This window comes from Aeromonas sp. QDB18 (genome assembly GCF_027705325.1).
GTDB lineage: Bacteria > Pseudomonadota > Gammaproteobacteria > Enterobacterales > Aeromonadaceae > Aeromonas > Aeromonas caviae.
Map to the genome: position 1 here is coordinate 1 of NZ_JAPDBQ010000092.1, position 16,494 is coordinate 16,494.

The window sequence follows — 16,494 nt, forward strand, 5'->3', positions numbered from 1 at the left end:
GCGCGAGCAGCTATCACCCAGTAATGGGAATCCCCCTCCTGTGACGCGAAGCGCTAAGGTGGGGGAGGATGTCAAGCTGATGGGCAACTATCTGTCGACCTTCGGGGTGCTGCTGCTCTGTACCCAGTACCGGGCCCTGGCCCTGCGTCGACAGGCCAGCCAGGATCCCCTGACCGGCCTCCTGAACCGGCGCGGCTTCATGGATCACTGCGTGACGATGGCAAGGCTGGGGGCGCTGGTGGTGCTGGATCTCGACGACTTCAGCAGATCAATGATCGCCACGGTCACGAGACCGGGGACAGGGTGCTGGAGGCGGTGGGTCGCTATCTTGCCGGCCAGCGGGATCTGGTGGCCAGCCGCTTCGGCGGGGAAGAGTTTGTGTTGCTGTTGCCCGAGCGGGACCCCCTGGCCCAGCAGGCGCGCTGCGAGCAGATCCGCCAGGGGATAGAAACGCTGGGGCTGAAGGGGGTCCGGGTGACGGCCAGCCTGGGGTGGGCGCCCAGCGCCCGCGAATGGCACTTTGACACCCTGTTCAGCCAGGCAGATCGCTCTCTATCAGGCCAAGCGGGAGGGCAAGAACCGGATCTGTCAGGGGGCCTGATCCCCCGTCAGGTCATGCCCGGCCGGTGGCCCTTAGCTCCGACCGGACAAAGGCATACCGAGTCAGCCACCTGGTCGCATCAGATCTGAATGGCAGCCTGGCAGCCTGGCAGCCTGTCAGCGGTGCAGCTCCCCCGCGCGTTCCGGCTGATAGACCACTTCCAGGATCTCCACCTGGATGGTGCGACCGGCCGGCCCCGGCCAGGCGATGCTGTCACCCACCTTGAGCCCCAGCAGGGCGCTGCCCACTGGCGCCAGCACGGAGATCTTCGATTCGTCCCCCTGCACATCCTTCGGATAGACCAGCGTCAGGCAGAAGTCGTTGCCGCTGTTTTGCATCTTGAAGCGCACCGTGCTGTTCATGGTCACCACGTCCGGCGGCATGTCGGCGGGTTCGCGGATCTCGGCGCGATCCAGCTCCTCTTGCAGGGCAAGGTGCTGGGGGTGGTTGCCAAGCAGCTGTTCGATGCGATCCAGATCCAGGCTGGAGATGACGAGATGAGGCTGTTTCATAGGGTATTTCCTTATCAATGACTGAAGGGACCAGGATGACGGGCAGACTGGTCGACAAAAAACGGTGCAAGGGTAAAAAGCAGACAGCAAAAGCGATGCCCCCGAGCGACTCGCGCAGCGGGGCGAGGGCGGGGGCTCAGCGGGGTGTGAGCGTACTGGAAAAAATCATGATTGCTTTCATGGAGATACCATAACCATTCTGGGGTGGTTTGGCAATTGGGCTGACTTTCTCATCAGGGAGCCTGGTAATCGTACTGGTGCAGGATGCGCGCGAGACTGCCATCCTCCCTCATTTCCTGAATGACCCGGCGCCAGCGCAGCGCCTCGCTGCGGGAGAAGCGGGGACTGGCGGCCAGGTAGAGGGTGCTCTGCTGCAAGGTCTCGCCCCGCACCAGATCCGGGAGCGGCAGACCCGCCCGCTGCTGGTTGTAACGGGCGGTGTTCCAGGCCACCGCCCAGGCCTGGATGCGGCCGCGCGCCAGCTTGCTGGCGTTGCTGACCTCCTCGGTGACCAGCTCCTGGGTCACCCCTGTCAGCGGCTGGATCAGGCTCTGGCTATGGGAGCCACGCATCACGCCAACGGTGAGGCCAGGCAGCGTCTTCATGGAGAGCGGCGCTGGATGGTGACGGCGATGGCTGACCAGCACGAAGGCCTCCTCCAGCAGGGGGGCAATCCAGAGAAACAGTGGTTCGCGCTGGGGATTTCGGGCCGGGGGCAACAACAGGACATCCGGGCGGTGGCTGGCCTGGCTGAGGGCGCGAGCCAGCGGCATCAACTCGATCTCGAGCGGTTCCCCGAGGCGGCGGGCAGCCTCCTCCAGCACCTCGATGGCCATGCCGCTCGGCGCACCCTGCTGGGCGCGGATCACATAGGGGGGAATGTCCGCGGCCACGACGACCACGGCACGGGCCGAAAAGGTGCAGACGATCAGAGGGGAGAGCAGCAGAAGCAGAGTAACAAGGCGCATGGATGTTCGGGTCCGGGATGAGTACAGAGAGTGTAACATCCCGTTACGTCATGTCAGCCAGGCGATTGCAGCCTGGGGGGATCAGTCGAAGAAATCCCGCAGATCAAGGGTCTGGTACCCTGCCAGTTGCTGCCAGGGGAGGGTCTTTGGCAGCGGCTTGAGCGTCACCTCCATCCGGTAGCTGCGATAACCGTCGAGGCTTGCCGACTCCACCACCAGGGGCAACTGCCAGCGGCTCGACCAGAGGATGCGGGTACGCTGGCGACCTTCGCGGGTCTCATACCAGTTCGCCTGGTCGGGGGCGGCCTCATCCAGCGGTGTCATTCCCTCTAACAGGGAAGGGTTGATGAGGTGGCGGATCCGCGCCCACTCCGGTTTGAAGGCCACCTGGCCGTACTCCTCCTGCGGTACCTCCACCAGCTGGTTGTGCCAGGCATCGGCGTAGCGCAACTGGAGTGCGTCTCCCTCGCTGCGGGTGACCCAGCGTGCCGCCATCTGGTGAGTGAAGTGTTTGTGGCCGGGGCGGGCATCATGGGTGGCGTGATAGGCACGGGCCAGGGGAACGGGAATGAGCCGCTGGCTCCACACCTGGTCACCGACCCGCAGCCACTTCTCCTGCCACTGGCTCTCCCGGGTGATGCCGTCGCTGCCGGTCACCCTGTCCACGTAGCGGATGCGGGCGGCCAGATCGGGCACCTCGTCGGCCAGGAGGGGGAAGGAGAGGGCGCTGCCCAGCAGCCATAAAGAAAGCAGATATTTCATCATCGTCTCTCGCTCGACGGAAAAGGTGCCCGGCGAGGTGCCGGGCCCCTTTATCACAGGCCGAGGGCCTCCCTGAGCTTGCCGAACACCCGGGTGTTGTCGAGGGTGCCCTTGAACTGGCTGCTGCCTGCGCCGCCCGCGAACAGCATCACATCTCCGCCGCCGTGAGTCTCGGAGCCGAGCTTGACCCCGGTCTCCTGCAGGTAGTCATCCGCCATCACCTCATCGCTGGTGAGGGTGGGACGCTGGTCCTGGCGGTTGGGGCCGTTGCCGAATACCAGGGTAGTGAACGGCTTGCCGTCCGCGTCGTTCTGGGTCGAGCCATCGGCGTTCTTGACCAGATCCAGCACCTTGTTGCCCTTGGCGGAATAGCCGTTGATGGTCATGGTGTGGTCGTGGTCGGCGGTGACCACGATCAGGGTATCGCTCAAATCCACTTTGCCGAGGGCCGTCTTGACCGCCTCGTCCAGCGCCACCGCATCGGTCAGGGATCGCTTGGCGTTGGTGGCATGCAGGGCGTGGTCGATACGCCCCCCCTCCACCATCAGGAAGTAGCCCTGGCTGTTCTGGCTGAGCAGATCGATCGCCTTGGCGGTCATCTCGGAGAGGGACGGCTGGGTACTGGCCGCCCCCTTGGCGACGCGGTCCAGTTCGTAGTCGAGGTGGGACTTGGTGCTGAACAGCCCCAGCACCTTGCCCGAGTTGACGGCAGAGAGCTCATCCTTGTTGGTGACATAGCGGTAGCCCCGGGCGGTCAGCTCGGCGGTGAGATCCCGGCCGTCGGCCCGGCCGCCCTTGTTGCTGGCGCTGTAGGGCGTCCAGTGGTTGGCGCCGCCCCCCATCAGCACATCGACCCCATCCCCCAGCGCCTGATTGAAGCCGGCGCCGCCTGGTACCGCCTGCTCGGCGATGGCGTAGGCCGCATCCCGGTGGCAGATATGGGAATAGGTCGCCGCCGGAGTGGCATGGGTCAGCTCCGTGGTCGTGACGGCTCCCACCGACTTGCCGGCTGCCTTGGCCAGCTCGAGAAGGGTGGGCACCGGGCTTCCGTTGTCGCTGGTGCAGTTGTTGATGCCCTTGTTGCCGTTGGCATCCTTGGACGGTGCCACGGCCCTGGTGTCGCTGCTCATGGCGATCACCTCGTTGTTCATCTTGACGCCGGTGGTGTAGGCCGCCATGGAGGGGGCGGAGTCCGTGGTCTGGGCATCGTGGGAGAAGGTCTTGATGCGCGCGCTCTGGGGCAGTTTCATCATCTCGAGCTCCCCCTCTTCCCCCACCTTGAACAGGCGGGTGGCGGTGAGCACTGTGGGGCCCATGCCGTCACCGATAAAGAGGATGACGTTCTTGGCATCGGCGGCGTGCGCCTGGGAGAGGCCGCCAAGCGTGCCGAGCAGGGCGGTGCAGACCAGCGTCTTTTTCATGGTGATGTTCATCCTGATAATCCCTTACAGCTTGGCCGCAGCCTTGATCTTGCCGAACACGGCGGTGTTGTCGAGAGAGCCGTGGAAGCGCTCCGCTCCCTGGCCGATGGCGCCGAGGAAGACATCGGTACCGCCGTGGGTCTCGTTGCCTATCTCGCCCACCTTGACCACCACCTCCTGGTGATAGTCGTCGGCGGAGACGGTGGCGTCGTCGAGGGCCGCCACGCTGCTGCGCGGGCCGTCCACCCGGTTGTAGCCGTTGCCAAAGCCGATGATGGTGTAGGGCATGCCATCGCTATCCTTGCTCGGCTCGCCGGTCTCGTAGTTCTTCACCAGCCCGAGCACGCCCGCATTGCCTGCCGTGGTCTTGCCGGTGCGCTTGGCGTACCCGTTGAGCACCAGGGTGTGGTCATGGTCGGCGGTGACCACGATCAGGGTGTTTTTCAGCTCGGGATCGGTTTTCTTCACTTCATTGATGGCGGCCTGGATGGCGTTGTCGAAGGCGAGGGTATCCTGCAGGGCGCGCTTGGCGTTGGTGTCGTGCAGGGCGTGGTCGATGCGCCCCCCTTCCACCATCAGGAAGTAGCCCTTCTCTTTGCCCTTGAGCTGCTTGATGGCAGCCAGGGTCATTTGGGCCAGTGACGGCTCGCTGGCTGGTCGGTCCAGGTCATATTTCATGTGGCTTGAGCCAAACAGGCCCAGCAGCGGCTTGCTCGCATCGGCCTGGTTCAGCTCGTCCAGGGTGGCGGCAAACTGATAGCCCTTCGCCTTCATCTCGTCGATGAGGTTGCGACCATCGGTCCGCTTGCCCTTGTCGGCGCTGGGCAGGAAGAAGCCGCTGCCGCCCCCGAGCACCACGTCCAGCCCCTCTTTCAGGGCGCTGTTGTAACCGCTGCCCCCCGGCACCATCTGGACGGCGATATCAGCCTCCAGGTCCCGGTTGCAGATATGGGCATAGGTGGCGGCCGGGGTGGCGTGGGTGACCCGGGTGGTGGTGACCACGCCGGTGCCACGGCCATCGGCCTTGGCCAGCTCCAGCAGGGTGGTCACCGCTTTGCCGCCGCTCTGGCTGCAATCGCTCTCCTGGGTGGCGTCGCTGTCCATGCTGATGACGCCGTTGTTGCTCTTGACCCCGGTCATGTAGGCCGCCATGGAGGGGGCCGAGTCGGTCACCTGAGCATCGTGGGAGAAGGTCTTGATGAAGGCCGTTTCCGGCAGGGTGTCGATGGTGAGGCTGCCCTCTTCGCCGACGCCATAGATCCGGGAGGCGGTGAGGGTGTTGAGACCCATGCCGTCGCCGAGGAAGAAGATCACGTTCTTGGCGTTGGGTTCCGGGGTGTTGCTGTCGTTGTTGGAGTTGCAGCCGGCGGCCAGGGCGGCGCCTATCATCACTGCAAGTCCTGCCATCTTTCTCATTGGGGTTCGCTCCTTGTGAAACCTGAGCGCAGCCTAGAGGGGGCAGATGACACTTTTAGTGAAGAGAGATGACAATGCGGTGAAAGCGCCTTGTAAATGTTATATTATATCAATGGGTTATGTTGATTGTGTTCTGCCACTCACCTCCCGGTGGCGTGGCGGGCATCCGGCCACCCGGGTGACAACACCCGGCCAGAATAGCCTGTCAAATCGGGGCCGCAGCAGGTAAAATGCGCCCCCTTGCGATGAGTGCCAGCGGTCTGGCGCATCACCACGCACCCGCAACCCCGAGTGCCCGCAGCCCCGAGAGGGGACCGCATGCCAATGAGAGAGTAACGGATATGTCCATCAACTGGTTCCCCGGCCACATGCACAAGGCCCGCAAAGAGATTGCAGAGGTCATGCCCCAGGTCGATGTCATCATCGAGATGCTCGACGCCCGCATCCCCTTCTCCAGCGAGAACCCCCTGGTGCCGGAGCTGCGCGGGGAGACGCCGGTGATCAAGGTGCTCAACAAGGCAGACCTTGCCGACCCCGAGATCACCGCGCTGTGGGTGGCCCACATGGAGCAGGAGAAGGGGATCAAGGCTCTGCCCCTGACCCAGCAGGAGCCTACGATGATCAAGCAACTGCTGACCCTGTGCCACGAGATGCTGCCGGAGCGCAACTTCGAGCTGCGCGGGGTGCGCGCCATGATCATGGGCATCCCCAACGTGGGCAAGTCCACCCTGATCAACACCCTGGCGGGGCGCATCATCGCCAAGACCGGCAACGAGGCGGGGGTGACCAAGTCCCAGCAGCGGATCAAGCTCGACAACCACGTCATCCTGACGGACACCCCTGGCTTCCTGTGGCCCAAGCTCAACCCGCCCTCCTGCGGTTATCGACTGGCGATCACGGCGGCCATCAAGGATACCGTCTTCGATTACGCCGACATCGCCATGTTTGCCGCCGACTACTTCATCAAGGCCTATCCGGAGCGCATCAAGGCACGCTACCAGCTGAGCGAGCTGCCGGAGACCGAGATCGAGCTGCTGGATCTCATTGCCCGTCAGCGCGGCTTCATGCGCAAGGGGGGGCTTGCGGATCTGCACAAGGCCTCGGAAATCCTGGTCAATGAATTCCGGTCCGGCATGCTGGGGCGGATCTCCCTGGAGACGCCAGAGATGGTGAGCGTCGAGATAGTGGAAGCCGAGGCCGAGGCTGAGCAGAAAGCCAGGGAGAAGGCGGAGCGGGAAGAGGAGCGCCAGGCCCGGGCTCGTCGCAAGTACGCCAAGAAGCGCCAGCGCTGACCGGCGTTGTGCACGATAGGTTGTGCTTGATAGAAAGAAGAGGCGGCCCTGGGCCGCCTCTTCTTGTCATGGTGCTCTGGCGTGAGGGAGGCACAGAGTCGATATTCAACCGCCCGGTTCCCCTTATCATGACCAAGGTGCCGGCCAATCAAGGGGATGAGGCTCCCGTCATGGGAGGGCCGTGCCGCGTTGCTATCACAGTGGGCAGAAAAACCTTGCGACCCGGCCTCAGTGCCGATTGACAAAGGCACAGGCGGTGGCATGATGCGCTCGCATTTTGCCTCTCCCAACGGTTCTATCCATGACCACATACTCCCGCCCGGTGCTGCTCCTGCTCTGTGGCCTGCTGTTGCTGACCCTGGCCATCGCGGTATTGAATACCCTGGTGCCGCTCTGGCTCGCCCATGAGCATCTGCCCACCTGGCAGGTCGGCATGGTCGGCTCTTCCTATTTCACCGGCAACCTGCTGGGAACCCTGCTGGCGGGCAGACTCATCGCCCGCTGCGGCTTCAATTGCAGTTACTACCTGGCCAGTGCGCTCTTTGCCGCAGGCTGCGTCGGGCTCGGCATTACCGTGGCGTTCTGGAGCTGGCTCGCCTGGCGATTCATCGCCGGAGTCGGCTGCGCCATGATCTGGGTGGTGGTGGAGAGCGCGCTGATGTGCAGCGGCAACGCCCGCAATCGGGGTCGCCTGCTGGCTGCCTACATGATGGTCTATTACGTGGGCACTGTGCTTGGGCAACTGCTGGTGAGCAAGGTGCCGACGTCGCTGATGGCGGTGCTGCCCTGGGTGACCGCCCTGGTGTTGACGGCCATGTTGCCGCTCTTGTTCACCCGCATCGCCAGTCCGTCAGGCAACCACCAGGCCAGGACTCCGGTCTGGCCGATGCTGCGCCTGCGTCAGTCGCGTCTGGGGGTGAACGGCTGCATCCTCTCCGGCATCGTGCTGGGGGTGCTTTATGGTCTGATGCCGCTCTATCTGAACCACCAGGGGATGAGCGACGGGGCCATCGACTACTGGATGGCGGTGATGGTGAGCGCCGGCATCCTGGGGCAATGGCCTGTGGGACGTCTGGCGGATCGTTTCGGGCGCCTGCCGGTGCTGCGGGTACAGGTGCTGGTGGTGATCCTGGGGGCCATGGCGATGCTCGGCAACGCGGCCATGGGACCGACGCTGTTCATTCTGGGGGCCGCGGGCTTCACGCTCTATCCGGTGGCCATGGCCTGGGCCTGCGAGAAGGTGGAGCAGCATCAACTGGTGGCCATGAACCAGGCGCTGCTGCTGAGCTACACCATCGGCAGCCTGCTCGGGCCGACCCTGACGGCGCTCTTGATGCAGCACTACTCGGATCATCTGCTGTTCATGGTGATTGCCGGGGTCTCCCTGGTCTATCTGCTGCTGCTGCTGCGCAAGATGGGCGAGCACCCGACGCCGATGGCCCATGCCTGAGGGCAGACGGCGTCATCATCCCTGCGCACTGGATATAGAAGAGGCGACCCAAGGGTCGCCTTTTTTCATCATGGGCCGGGCGGTGCCGCTCAACCAAACCGGTGCCTTGCTGCTTCGAAGAGCGAGAGGTGCAGCGGGATCAACTGCTGCCAGTCTCGCCGGTAACCCCCTCCCGGTACGGCGGTGATGGGCAGCCCGTGGCGAAGCGCAGAGTCAAAGACCATGGCATCGCGCTGGCGCACGCCTGAGTCGCTCAGGGAGAGGTAGCCTAGCTCGTCGTCCCGGTGCACATCCACCCCGGCCTGATAGAGGATGAAGTCGGGGGCGTAGAGGCGATGAGCCAGGGCGAGGGCCTGGTCCAGGGTCTCGAGATAGGCGTCGTCCTCCATGCCGCTTGGCAGGGGAAAGTCCAGATGGGAAGCCGGCTTGTGGTGGGGGAAGTTGTGTTCCCCGTGCAGGGAGAGGGTGATGATGTCACGGCTGCCCGTGCACAGGGCGGCGCTGCCATCTCCCTGATGGACATCGAGATCCACGATCAGTACCCGCTCGCAGAGTCCTTCGTCCAGGCAGGTTCGCGCCGCGATCACCAGATCGTTGAAGAGGCAGAAGCCGCTGTCAAACCCCCGGTGGGCGTGGTGGTAGCCGCCGGAGATCTGCAGTCCGCAGCCCTGCGCAAGGGCGTGGCGGCTGGCGGCCAGGGTGGCGCCGACCGAGTGCAGGGTACGTTCAATCAGCAGGGGAGACCAGGGAAAGCCGAGCCGGCGAATGGCCCTTTCATCGAGGGTGCCGGCGAGGGCGGCCTGTACATAGGCCGCATCGTGCACCTTCTCTATCTGCTCACGGCTGGCAGGGGCGGCCTGTGCCAGCGGATAGTCGAGGGCGACGAGGCGTTCAAACAGCGCCTGGTACTTGGCCAGGGGGAAGCGGTGACGCTCGGGCAGCGTCAGGGCGGAGTAGTGGGGGTGATAGAAGATGCGCAGTGACATGAAGCATCGGCCATGAACGGGTATGAAAAAGGGGAGCCAGGCTCCCCTCGATGCAGGCGTGCGATGCGCCTTACTGCTGCTGGATCACCCAGATCTGGAAGGCTTTGCGGGTCTCCGCATCGGCCTTGTTGTACCAGCTCTGCAGCTGGGTCAGGGCTTCCGGGTTGCTCATGACCTTGCTCGGGGCCACTTCCACCGGTGCGCTGGCGGCAGCCATCACGGCGGCGGTGGAGACGGAAACGGTCTTGGGCTGGTTGAAGGCCTTGCCCATCTTCAGCAGCTCCTGCTGATAGTCACGGGTCAGCTGGAAGCCACCCACGGTCGGCATGACGAACTGCTCGGATTTCAGAACCTGGCCGGTGGATTTGTCTTTCAGAACGACGTTCTGTTCCTTGACGAAACGCTTGGCTTCTTCTTCCTTGCGGGGCTTCTTGAAGTCGAGGAAGAGTTGCTGGTTGTCGGCGGCGGTGAAGTTGATCACCAGGGGCTCGGCGGTGACCAGCTTGGTTTCACTGCGGCTGGAGTAGTTGCCCTCGAAGGCGACCACGACCTGGTGCCTGCCGGGCTCCAGGGAGAAGACGGTGGCTTTGTCGAGCAGCTGGGGGTTGACGGGTTCGCCATCGAGTAGCTGGATGACATAGGGATTCGTAATTTCCAGTTGGCTAGCGGCCAGGGCGCTACCTGCCCACAACAGACCAGCCAGGGCCGGTACCAGAACAGTCAGTTTCATTTCATCTCCTTGAACAGTCAGGCAATTGCCCACTGAAAAATAGGAGGTCATTTTTACAGGTTTACCCCACAGCGGCAATAGCCGTTTATGGCGCCTTCCGGTGTGCGGGGTGTGGGTCCCGCTGCCCCGAGTCCTGCGGGCAGCATGCTCTTCTATCTTTCTGCCCCCTCCTGACATGAGGGACAGGGGAGCGCATGGCGGGCCTCAGCCGTGTCACTCGATGCGTCGGGTGAAGGGGGGGAGGGCGTCCAGCAGCCCCTTGCCGTAGCGCTTGGTCAGCAGGCGCCGGTCCAGGATGGTGACCCGCCCCCGATCCGCCTCTTTTCGGATGAGGCGACCACAGGCCTGGATGAGCTTGCGCGACGCCTCCGGCACCGTCAGTTGCAGGAAGGGGTTGCCACCGCGCTGCTCTATCCACTCGGCGGTCGCCTCTTCCACGGGGGAGTTGGGCACCGCGAAGGGGAGCTTGGTGATCACCAGGTTGGTGAGGTAATGGCCGGGCAGATCCAGCCCTTCCGAGAAGCTGCCGGTGCCAAAGAGGATGCTGGCCTGGCCGCCGTCGCACTTCTGTTTGTGCAAGAGGAGCAGGGCACTGCGGGACGCTTCCCCCTGTACCAGGAGCGACATCCCCTTGGCCCGCAGCCCCACCGCCACCTCGTTCATCTGGCGATAGGAGGAGAAGAGCACCAGGCTGGCCTCCTTGCCTGCCAGCAGGCGGGGCAGGATATCGATCAACTCCTGGGTGAAGGCGGGGGCACTGGGTTCATGGGCCATCTTGGGCAGATAGAGTTCGGCCTTGTGGTAGTCGAAGGGGGAGCGCAGCCGCAGATAGCGGGTGCCGTCATGCTCCTTGAGCCCCACCTGGTGGCGAAAATAACTGAAGGAGGAGAGGGCGGTGAGGGTCGCCGACACCAGCACGGCCCCGAGACAGCGGGACCAGAGCCACTCCTCCAGCAGATACCCCACCTCGATGGGGGAGGCGTGCAACCAGATGTCCCCGTCCTCGCTTCTGGCCATCCAGCGGGCGAGGGGGGTCTTGCCGGTGGGAACATGGCGGCTCAGCATCTCCCAGAGGGCGCAGAAGCTCTCGAGCCGCTGCAAGTGAAAACCACTCTCCGCCAGCAGAGGCTCGGCCTCCTTGCGACGGATGTCGCCATCCTTGAGCGCCTCGCCGATGGCCCCCTGCATTCTGTCCAGCGCCCTCAGTGCCTTCTTGCTAGCCTCCTTGAGGTTTTCCGCCAGCATGGGCAGGGGATCCGGCAGCACCCCATCGGCGAATCTGTGGTGGGGCTCGCCGCCAAAGAGGTGATCATTGCTGGCGAGCCACTGTTCGAGGGCCTTGAGATCCGGCTGGAGAGAGGCCAGGGCATCCTGCAGTTTGAGCTGGGGGTCGAGGAGGCTCTCCTTGTTCAGCGTCCTTGCCAGCTTGCCCGCGCTTTGCACCAGCTTTTCCAGCCAGCGGCGGGAGCCCTTGATGCTGGCGCTCGCTGCGCCGTGATCCCGGGCGATGGTGGGCAGGTGATGGGCTTCGTCCAGCACATAGATGCACTCGTCCGGTGGCGGCAATATGATGCCGCCTCCCATGGTGAGGTCGGAGAGCAGCAGGGCGTGGTTGACCACCAGCACGTCTGCTGCGTCCATGTCGTTGCGGGCCCGATGGAAGGGGCAGTGCTGATGGTGGCTCAGGGCCTTGTTGCAGGTGTGGCGGTCGGCGGCGATGCGATCCCAGCAAGGGTCCGGAATGGGTTTGGGCCAGTTGTCCCGATCCCCGTCCCACTTGCCTTCTGTGTAGGCCTGCCACAGCCCCTGGTAGCACGCTTTGTCAGCATCCGATGGCTTGTGTTTGCTCAATGCGCCGAAGTCGAGTTCGAAATTGGCCATCTCGCTGCCGTTTGCCGCTTGCTCCAGCAGGTGCTCGCAGCAGTAGCGCTGGCGCCCCTTGACCAGCATGAAACGAAACGGCAGCTCGCTGTGACGGTGATAAAAGGGGAGATCCTTGTGGATGAGCTGCTCCTGCAGGGCCACGGTGGCGGTGGAGATCACCAGCTTCTTCTGGGTCAGCCGTGCCACTGGTATGGCCCCCTGGGCATAGGAGAGGGACTTGCCGATACCGGTGCCCGCCTCGGCCACCAGGATACGGCGAGACCTGTCGTACTCCCCGGTGAGGGTCTTGGCTATCTCGGCCACCAGGAAGTTCTGCTCCCTGCGGGGCACAAAGCCGGGCAGGCCGTCGGCTATCTGGCGATAGGTAGCGCGAATACTGGCTTTGAGACGGGTCGATAACATGGCTTGGCGGGTCATGGCTGGGATTGGAGTGACAGGATACCCGCAACCCGGCGCCCGGGTCGAGGCAGGGATGACAGCCCCTTGCATGGCCGCCGCCAAATATGCCAACACAGCGGTTGGGGATGGACGACTCCCCTCAGCCGGCATAAAAAAGCAGCGTTTTTCGCTACAAACGTTGTCCTCGCATCGAGGGAATGGGGTGGGACCTGGATCACATTTTTTCCCCTATGACTATGGAATCACGGGAAAGTTCCAAGTTTTTTCATTGCGGATTGCAAAACCCGGTGCTAGTCTCAGGCCCCATAGTGATGCAAAGAACATCGCTAACACAGGGAATAACAACAACTTAGTGTTTAATTACAGTAGGCATTGGAAACTATGAAAAAGACAATTCTGGCTATTGCTATCCCGGCTCTGTTTGCATCCGCAGCTAACGCTGCCGTCATCTATGACAAAGACGGTACCACCTTCGACATCTACGGTCGTGTACATGCCCAGTACTTCGGCGAGTACGACTCCTACGATGCAGACGCAGATTCTTACTCCAAGAATGATGGTGAGCTGACCACCTATGCCCGTCTGGGCTGGTCCGGTAAAATGGCTCTGAATGACACCTGGTCTGGCGTTGCCAAAACTGAGTGGCAACTGGCCTCCGAAAACTCCTATGACAGCGACAAGCGTGAGCTGAAGGCTCGTCACATCTATGCTGGCTTCGATGGTTCCCAGTATGGCCAGTTCCTGTTTGGTCAGACAGAAACTGCTTTCTACAATGCAACCGTCGCCAAGACCGATATCTTCAACGACTACGGTGACATGGCCAACGTCTATGATGGTCGTCAAGAAGGTCAGGCTATCTATAACGGTCAGTGGAACGGTTTTGGCCTGAAAGGTGGCTACATCACCAACAACGGCAGCTATGATGCGAACTACGCTGGCTGGTCTGGTGTTGAAGGTAAAATGGACCACGGCTACACCCTGGGCGCAACCTATGACTTCGACTTTGGTCTGGGTCTGGCCGCAGGTTACGAGTCCAAGAGCTTCGAAGATGCCTCCAGCCTCACCATCACTTCCGAAAACGGTACTTTCAGTCGCGCTGATCTGACCGACAAGAATGACTGGGCTGTTGCCGCAAGCTACACCTATCAGGGTTTCTACTTCGCTGCCCTGTATAACGAATCCACCTACAAGTTCGACGGCTTCAACGATGCCAAGGCGCGTGGCTACGAGCTGGCTGCTTCCTACAACGTAGACGCCTGGACCTTCCTGGCTGGCTACAACTTCGCTGAAGCGAAAGTGGAAGGTGTAACTTCTTACGAAGACACCGTAGATTTCACCTCCATGGGTGTTGAATACGCCTTCAACTCCAAGCTGAAAGCTTACACCGAATACAAAATCCAAGGCCTGAGTCAGCAAGATGACGAGTGGACTGTTGGTATGCAATACAACTTCTAATCAAGGCTCCCTCTCATAGGGAATCGTGAAAGAGTTGATGAAACGGCCAAGCTTGCTTGGCCGTTTTGTTTTATCTGCCTTTCACCTCTTTCGCTTCCTTTCGACGTCCGGTGCTGCGCCAGGTCACGTTGTCTCTTTTCCGCCCTTGGCTCCTTCGTCGTAAATCGCTAGATTATTCAATTCGTTGAAGGATGGTTTGCCGACAGGGAAGGATGTCTTTGATCGATTTCACCCACCCCGAGTGGCGCGCGCTGGCACAGCAGTTGCTGAGCGGCAGCCCCCAGGCTGTTCGCGGTCGTCAATGGCAGCCGCTCATCGGCATGCTTCGGGACAACCAGTTGCTGCTGGCCCTTGGCAATCACCACTATGAGCTCACCCCTGCCGGGCACCGCTATCTGACTCGGGAGCTGATGCTGGCGAAGATGGCCAGTGCCCCGCCGGAACCCGAGGAGTGGCTGCAATCCCACGGTTGGCAACTGGGGGAGAGGGTCAACGAGCGGGTGCTGGCGGCCCTGTATCGCAAGGGGGAGGGTCATTTCAGCCCCATCGAGCAGATCGACTTCGAAGACAAGGGGATCCGGCTTTGCAGTGATCTGCCCCTTCGTCTGCGGGCCACACGGCCGTTCAGCCTGTTTCTCAGCGGCGGCACCCTGCTGGATGCCGCCCCCTGGCTCCAGACCCTGGGGGAGGTGGCGCTGCCAGCCCGCACCCTGGCGCAGCTTGGCAAGATCCTCTGGGGAGAGGGGGAGATACAGCGGGTGATCACGACCGATGCCGTCGGCGCCTTCGCCGAGTTGCCACTGCCCGCCGACGCCCTGCTGGTCTGGTATCCCGCCGAGGATCCCGGCACGCTGGAGCCCCTGATCGCCGCCTTGCCGCCCCAGACCCTCTGGAGCCACCTCACTGCCCTGGATCCGGCCGGGGTCGACAGAGTACTGGCATTGGCCCAGCGGTTGGGGAGACCGGCGAGCTGGTGGCTGCCCCGGGATCTGGTGCCCATCAAGGCGGCCTACGGGGCTCCCCTGGGGGATGGTCGGCCCTGGGAGCCGAGCCGTATCCCCCGTGCGCTGCTGGCGCAATGCAATGATCTGGTGGAGTCGAATCGGGGTCTATCGGTCGAGGTGTGTGCCCTGGCACCGGATTGGCACGGGATTGGTTGAGGTGGCGCCGAGAAAGCGGTTTTCCCCTATGGAAGGCAGTGGTATAAAGAGCTGACGAAGCGCTCCCTGGACGGGCGCTTTTGTTTGCCAACCTACTTTGCCAGCCAACGAACTCAACGGACTACAGGGAATACCATGTTTGAAAAGGTTGTTGCCGCCCCAGCGGATCCGATCCTGGGCCTGACCGAAGCCTTCCGTGCCGACACTCGCAGCCACAAGATCAATCTGGGGGTCGGTATCTACAAGGATGAGACCGGTGCCACTCCTATCCTTCACTGCGTCAAGCAAGCCGAGCAGAAGCTCTTGACCGACGAGAAGACCAAGAACTACCTCGGTATCGAAGGCAATATCGAATACGGCCGCATCGTACAGCAACTGCTGTTCGGCCGTGATGCCGCCCTGGTGACCAGCGGCCGCGCCAAGACGGCGCAGGCGCCGGGCGGTACCGGTGCCCTGCGCATCGCCGCCGAGTTCGTGGTACGCAACAATCTCGCCAAGACCATCTGGATCTCCGATCCCACCTGGGCGAACCACGTCAGCGTGTTCCAGGCGGCCGGTTTGACCGTCAAGTGGTACAAGTACTACGACGCCGCCACCAAGGGGCTCGACTTCGCCGCTATGCAGGCCTCCCTGTCTGACGCGCAGGCGGGGGATCTGGTGCTGCTGCACGGCTGCTGCCACAACCCGACCGGTATCGACCCCACCACCGAGCAGTGGCGCGCCCTGGCCAGGCAGAGTGCCACCGCCGGCTGGCTGCCGCTCTTTGACTTCGCCTATCAGGGCTTCGCCCGGGGCATCGAAGAGGATGCCGAAGGCCTTCGCATCTTCGCCGAGTGCCACGACGAGCTGCTGGTGGCGAGCTCCTTCTCCAAGAACTTCGGCCTCTACAACGAGCGGGTCGGCGCCTTCACCCTGGTCTGCGCGACCAAGGCGGTGGCCGACGTCGCCTTCACCCAGGTGAAGACCGTCATTCGTGCCAACTACTCCAACCCGCCGTCACACGGCGCCGCCGTTGTCACCACCGTGGTGAGCGACCCGGCCCTTTATGCGGAGTGGGTGGAAGAAGTGGCCGCCATGCGGGTGCGCATTCGCGAGATGCGCGAGCTGCTGGTGGAGAAGCTGGCCGAGCGGGGAGTGAATCAGGATTTCAGCTTCATCCGCGAACAGAACGGCATGTTCTCCTTCTCCGGTCTCTCCAAGGATCAGGTGGAGCGCCTCAAGAGCGAATTCGCCATCTACATCGTCGGCTCCGGCCGGATCAGCGTGGCAGGCATCACCCGCGCCAACATTGATCCCCTCTGCGACGCCATCGCCAAGGTGTTGTAAGAGAGAAGCATCTGCGCCCAGCGCCTTGCTTCAGCCATAAAAAGCCCGCCGACACGGCGCAATGCTGTTCACTTAAGAGAATTTGAGTTCCAGTCCACGTAGTATCAGGGCTAAAAAATGAGGGAGGCATGA

General features: G+C 62.6%; 13 protein-coding genes and 1 pseudogene. 6 read left to right on the plus strand and 8 right to left on the minus strand.

What is annotated here, in order from left to right; translation table 11 throughout:
- Positions 1-76 precede the first annotated feature (76 nt).
- Positions 77-601 (plus strand): annotated as a pseudogene (locus OKC30_RS21430) (GGDEF domain-containing protein); the annotation flags it as partial.
- Positions 602-717: 116 nt separating this feature from the next.
- On the opposite strand, the gene rnk reads toward OKC30_RS21430, so the two are convergent.
- The 5 genes from rnk to OKC30_RS13970 all read right to left on the minus strand — a co-directional run bounded on the left by rnk (position 718) and on the right by OKC30_RS13970 (position 5,680).
- Positions 718-1,113 (minus strand): nucleoside diphosphate kinase regulator, encoded by a 396-nt coding sequence (rnk, locus tag OKC30_RS13950; protein ID WP_010675253.1) that lies wholly within the window; start codon positions 1,111-1,113, stop codon positions 718-720.
- 233 nt (positions 1,114-1,346) lie between these two features.
- Entirely contained in the window at positions 1,347-2,081 is a 735-nt protein-coding gene (locus tag OKC30_RS13955; protein WP_270664500.1) for a substrate-binding periplasmic protein, read from the minus strand.
- 81 nt (positions 2,082-2,162) lie between these two features.
- On the minus strand, positions 2,163-2,846 hold the full coding sequence (locus OKC30_RS13960) for a hypothetical protein (protein WP_029314749.1): 684 nt from the start codon (positions 2,844-2,846) through the stop codon (positions 2,163-2,165).
- 50 nt (positions 2,847-2,896) lie between these two features.
- Positions 2,897-4,264, minus strand: a complete 1,368-nt coding sequence (locus OKC30_RS13965; RefSeq protein WP_270666680.1) for an alkaline phosphatase — start codon at positions 4,262-4,264, stop codon at positions 2,897-2,899.
- Positions 4,265-4,288: 24 nt separating this feature from the next.
- Complete coding sequence (locus tag OKC30_RS13970; protein WP_270664497.1) at positions 4,289-5,680, minus strand: alkaline phosphatase; 1,392 nt, start codon at positions 5,678-5,680, stop codon at positions 4,289-4,291.
- A gap of 341 nt (positions 5,681-6,021) precedes the next feature.
- Here OKC30_RS13970 and ylqF point away from each other — a divergent pair, with 341 nt between their 5' ends.
- Together ylqF and OKC30_RS13980 are read left to right on the plus strand one after the other, a co-directional pair.
- Positions 6,022-6,972 (plus strand): ribosome biogenesis GTPase YlqF, encoded by a 951-nt coding sequence (gene ylqF, locus OKC30_RS13975; protein ID WP_041213141.1) that lies wholly within the window; start codon positions 6,022-6,024, stop codon positions 6,970-6,972.
- A gap of 301 nt (positions 6,973-7,273) precedes the next feature.
- On the plus strand, positions 7,274-8,422 hold the full coding sequence (locus OKC30_RS13980) for an MFS transporter (RefSeq protein WP_270668416.1): 1,149 nt from the start codon (positions 7,274-7,276) through the stop codon (positions 8,420-8,422).
- 89 nt (positions 8,423-8,511) lie between these two features.
- On the opposite strand, the gene OKC30_RS13985 is transcribed toward OKC30_RS13980, so the two are convergent.
- The 3 genes from OKC30_RS13985 to dinG form a co-directional block, all read right to left on the minus strand.
- Positions 8,512-9,408 carry a histone deacetylase family protein gene (locus OKC30_RS13985; protein WP_270664494.1) on the minus strand — a complete coding sequence of 299 codons (897 nt, stop codon included), beginning with the start codon at positions 9,406-9,408 and terminating at the stop codon, positions 8,512-8,514.
- 70 nt (positions 9,409-9,478) lie between these two features.
- A complete protein-coding gene (locus OKC30_RS13990; protein ID WP_270664493.1) occupies positions 9,479-10,138 on the minus strand; it encodes a YccT family protein in 660 nt (219 codons plus the stop codon).
- A 213-nt stretch (positions 10,139-10,351) separates the two neighbouring features.
- Complete coding sequence (gene dinG / locus OKC30_RS13995; protein WP_270664491.1) at positions 10,352-12,424, minus strand: ATP-dependent DNA helicase DinG; 2,073 nt, start codon at positions 12,422-12,424, stop codon at positions 10,352-10,354.
- A 378-nt stretch (positions 12,425-12,802) separates the two neighbouring features.
- On the opposite strand from dinG, the gene OKC30_RS14000 reads away from it, so the two are divergent.
- The 3 genes from OKC30_RS14000 (at position 12,803) to OKC30_RS14010 (ending at position 16,362) form a co-directional block, all read left to right on the plus strand.
- Positions 12,803-13,876, plus strand: coding sequence for a porin (locus OKC30_RS14000; protein ID WP_201969336.1), 1,074 nt, complete (start codon positions 12,803-12,805; stop codon positions 13,874-13,876).
- A 218-nt stretch (positions 13,877-14,094) separates the two neighbouring features.
- Positions 14,095-15,036 carry a hypothetical protein gene (locus OKC30_RS14005; protein WP_162726181.1) on the plus strand — a complete coding sequence of 314 codons (942 nt, stop codon included), beginning with the start codon at positions 14,095-14,097 and terminating at the stop codon, positions 15,034-15,036.
- A gap of 135 nt (positions 15,037-15,171) precedes the next feature.
- Positions 15,172-16,362, plus strand: coding sequence for an amino acid aminotransferase (locus OKC30_RS14010; RefSeq protein ID WP_128314050.1), 1,191 nt, complete (start codon positions 15,172-15,174; stop codon positions 16,360-16,362).
- Positions 16,363-16,494 lie beyond the last annotated feature (132 nt).

What these genes read in the sequence shown, in the direction of transcription:
- OKC30_RS13970 (WP_270664497.1), bottom strand. Translation starts at nt 5,680, where the DNA reads ATGAGAAAGATGGCAGGACTTGCAGTGATGATAGGCGCCGCCCTGGCC.
- ylqF (WP_041213141.1), top strand. Translation starts at nt 6,022, where the DNA reads ATGTCCATCAACTGGTTCCCCGGCCACATGCACAAGGCCCGCAAAGAG.
- rnk (WP_010675253.1), bottom strand. Translation starts at nt 1,113, where the DNA reads ATGAAACAGCCTCATCTCGTCATCTCCAGCCTGGATCTGGATCGCATC.
- OKC30_RS13960 (WP_029314749.1), bottom strand. Translation starts at nt 2,846, where the DNA reads ATGATGAAATATCTGCTTTCTTTATGGCTGCTGGGCAGCGCCCTCTCC.
- OKC30_RS13990 (WP_270664493.1), bottom strand. Translation starts at nt 10,138, where the DNA reads ATGAAACTGACTGTTCTGGTACCGGCCCTGGCTGGTCTGTTGTGGGCA.
- OKC30_RS13955 (WP_270664500.1), bottom strand. Translation starts at nt 2,081, where the DNA reads ATGCGCCTTGTTACTCTGCTTCTGCTGCTCTCCCCTCTGATCGTCTGC.
- OKC30_RS13965 (WP_270666680.1), bottom strand. Translation starts at nt 4,264, where the DNA reads ATGAAAAAGACGCTGGTCTGCACCGCCCTGCTCGGCACGCTTGGCGGC.
- dinG (WP_270664491.1), bottom strand. Translation starts at nt 12,424, where the DNA reads ATGTTATCGACCCGTCTCAAAGCCAGTATTCGCGCTACCTATCGCCAG.
- OKC30_RS14010 (WP_128314050.1), top strand. Translation starts at nt 15,172, where the DNA reads ATGTTTGAAAAGGTTGTTGCCGCCCCAGCGGATCCGATCCTGGGCCTG.
- OKC30_RS13985 (WP_270664494.1), bottom strand. Translation starts at nt 9,408, where the DNA reads ATGTCACTGCGCATCTTCTATCACCCCCACTACTCCGCCCTGACGCTG.
- OKC30_RS13980 (WP_270668416.1), top strand. Translation starts at nt 7,274, where the DNA reads ATGACCACATACTCCCGCCCGGTGCTGCTCCTGCTCTGTGGCCTGCTG.
- OKC30_RS14000 (WP_201969336.1), top strand. Translation starts at nt 12,803, where the DNA reads ATGAAAAAGACAATTCTGGCTATTGCTATCCCGGCTCTGTTTGCATCC.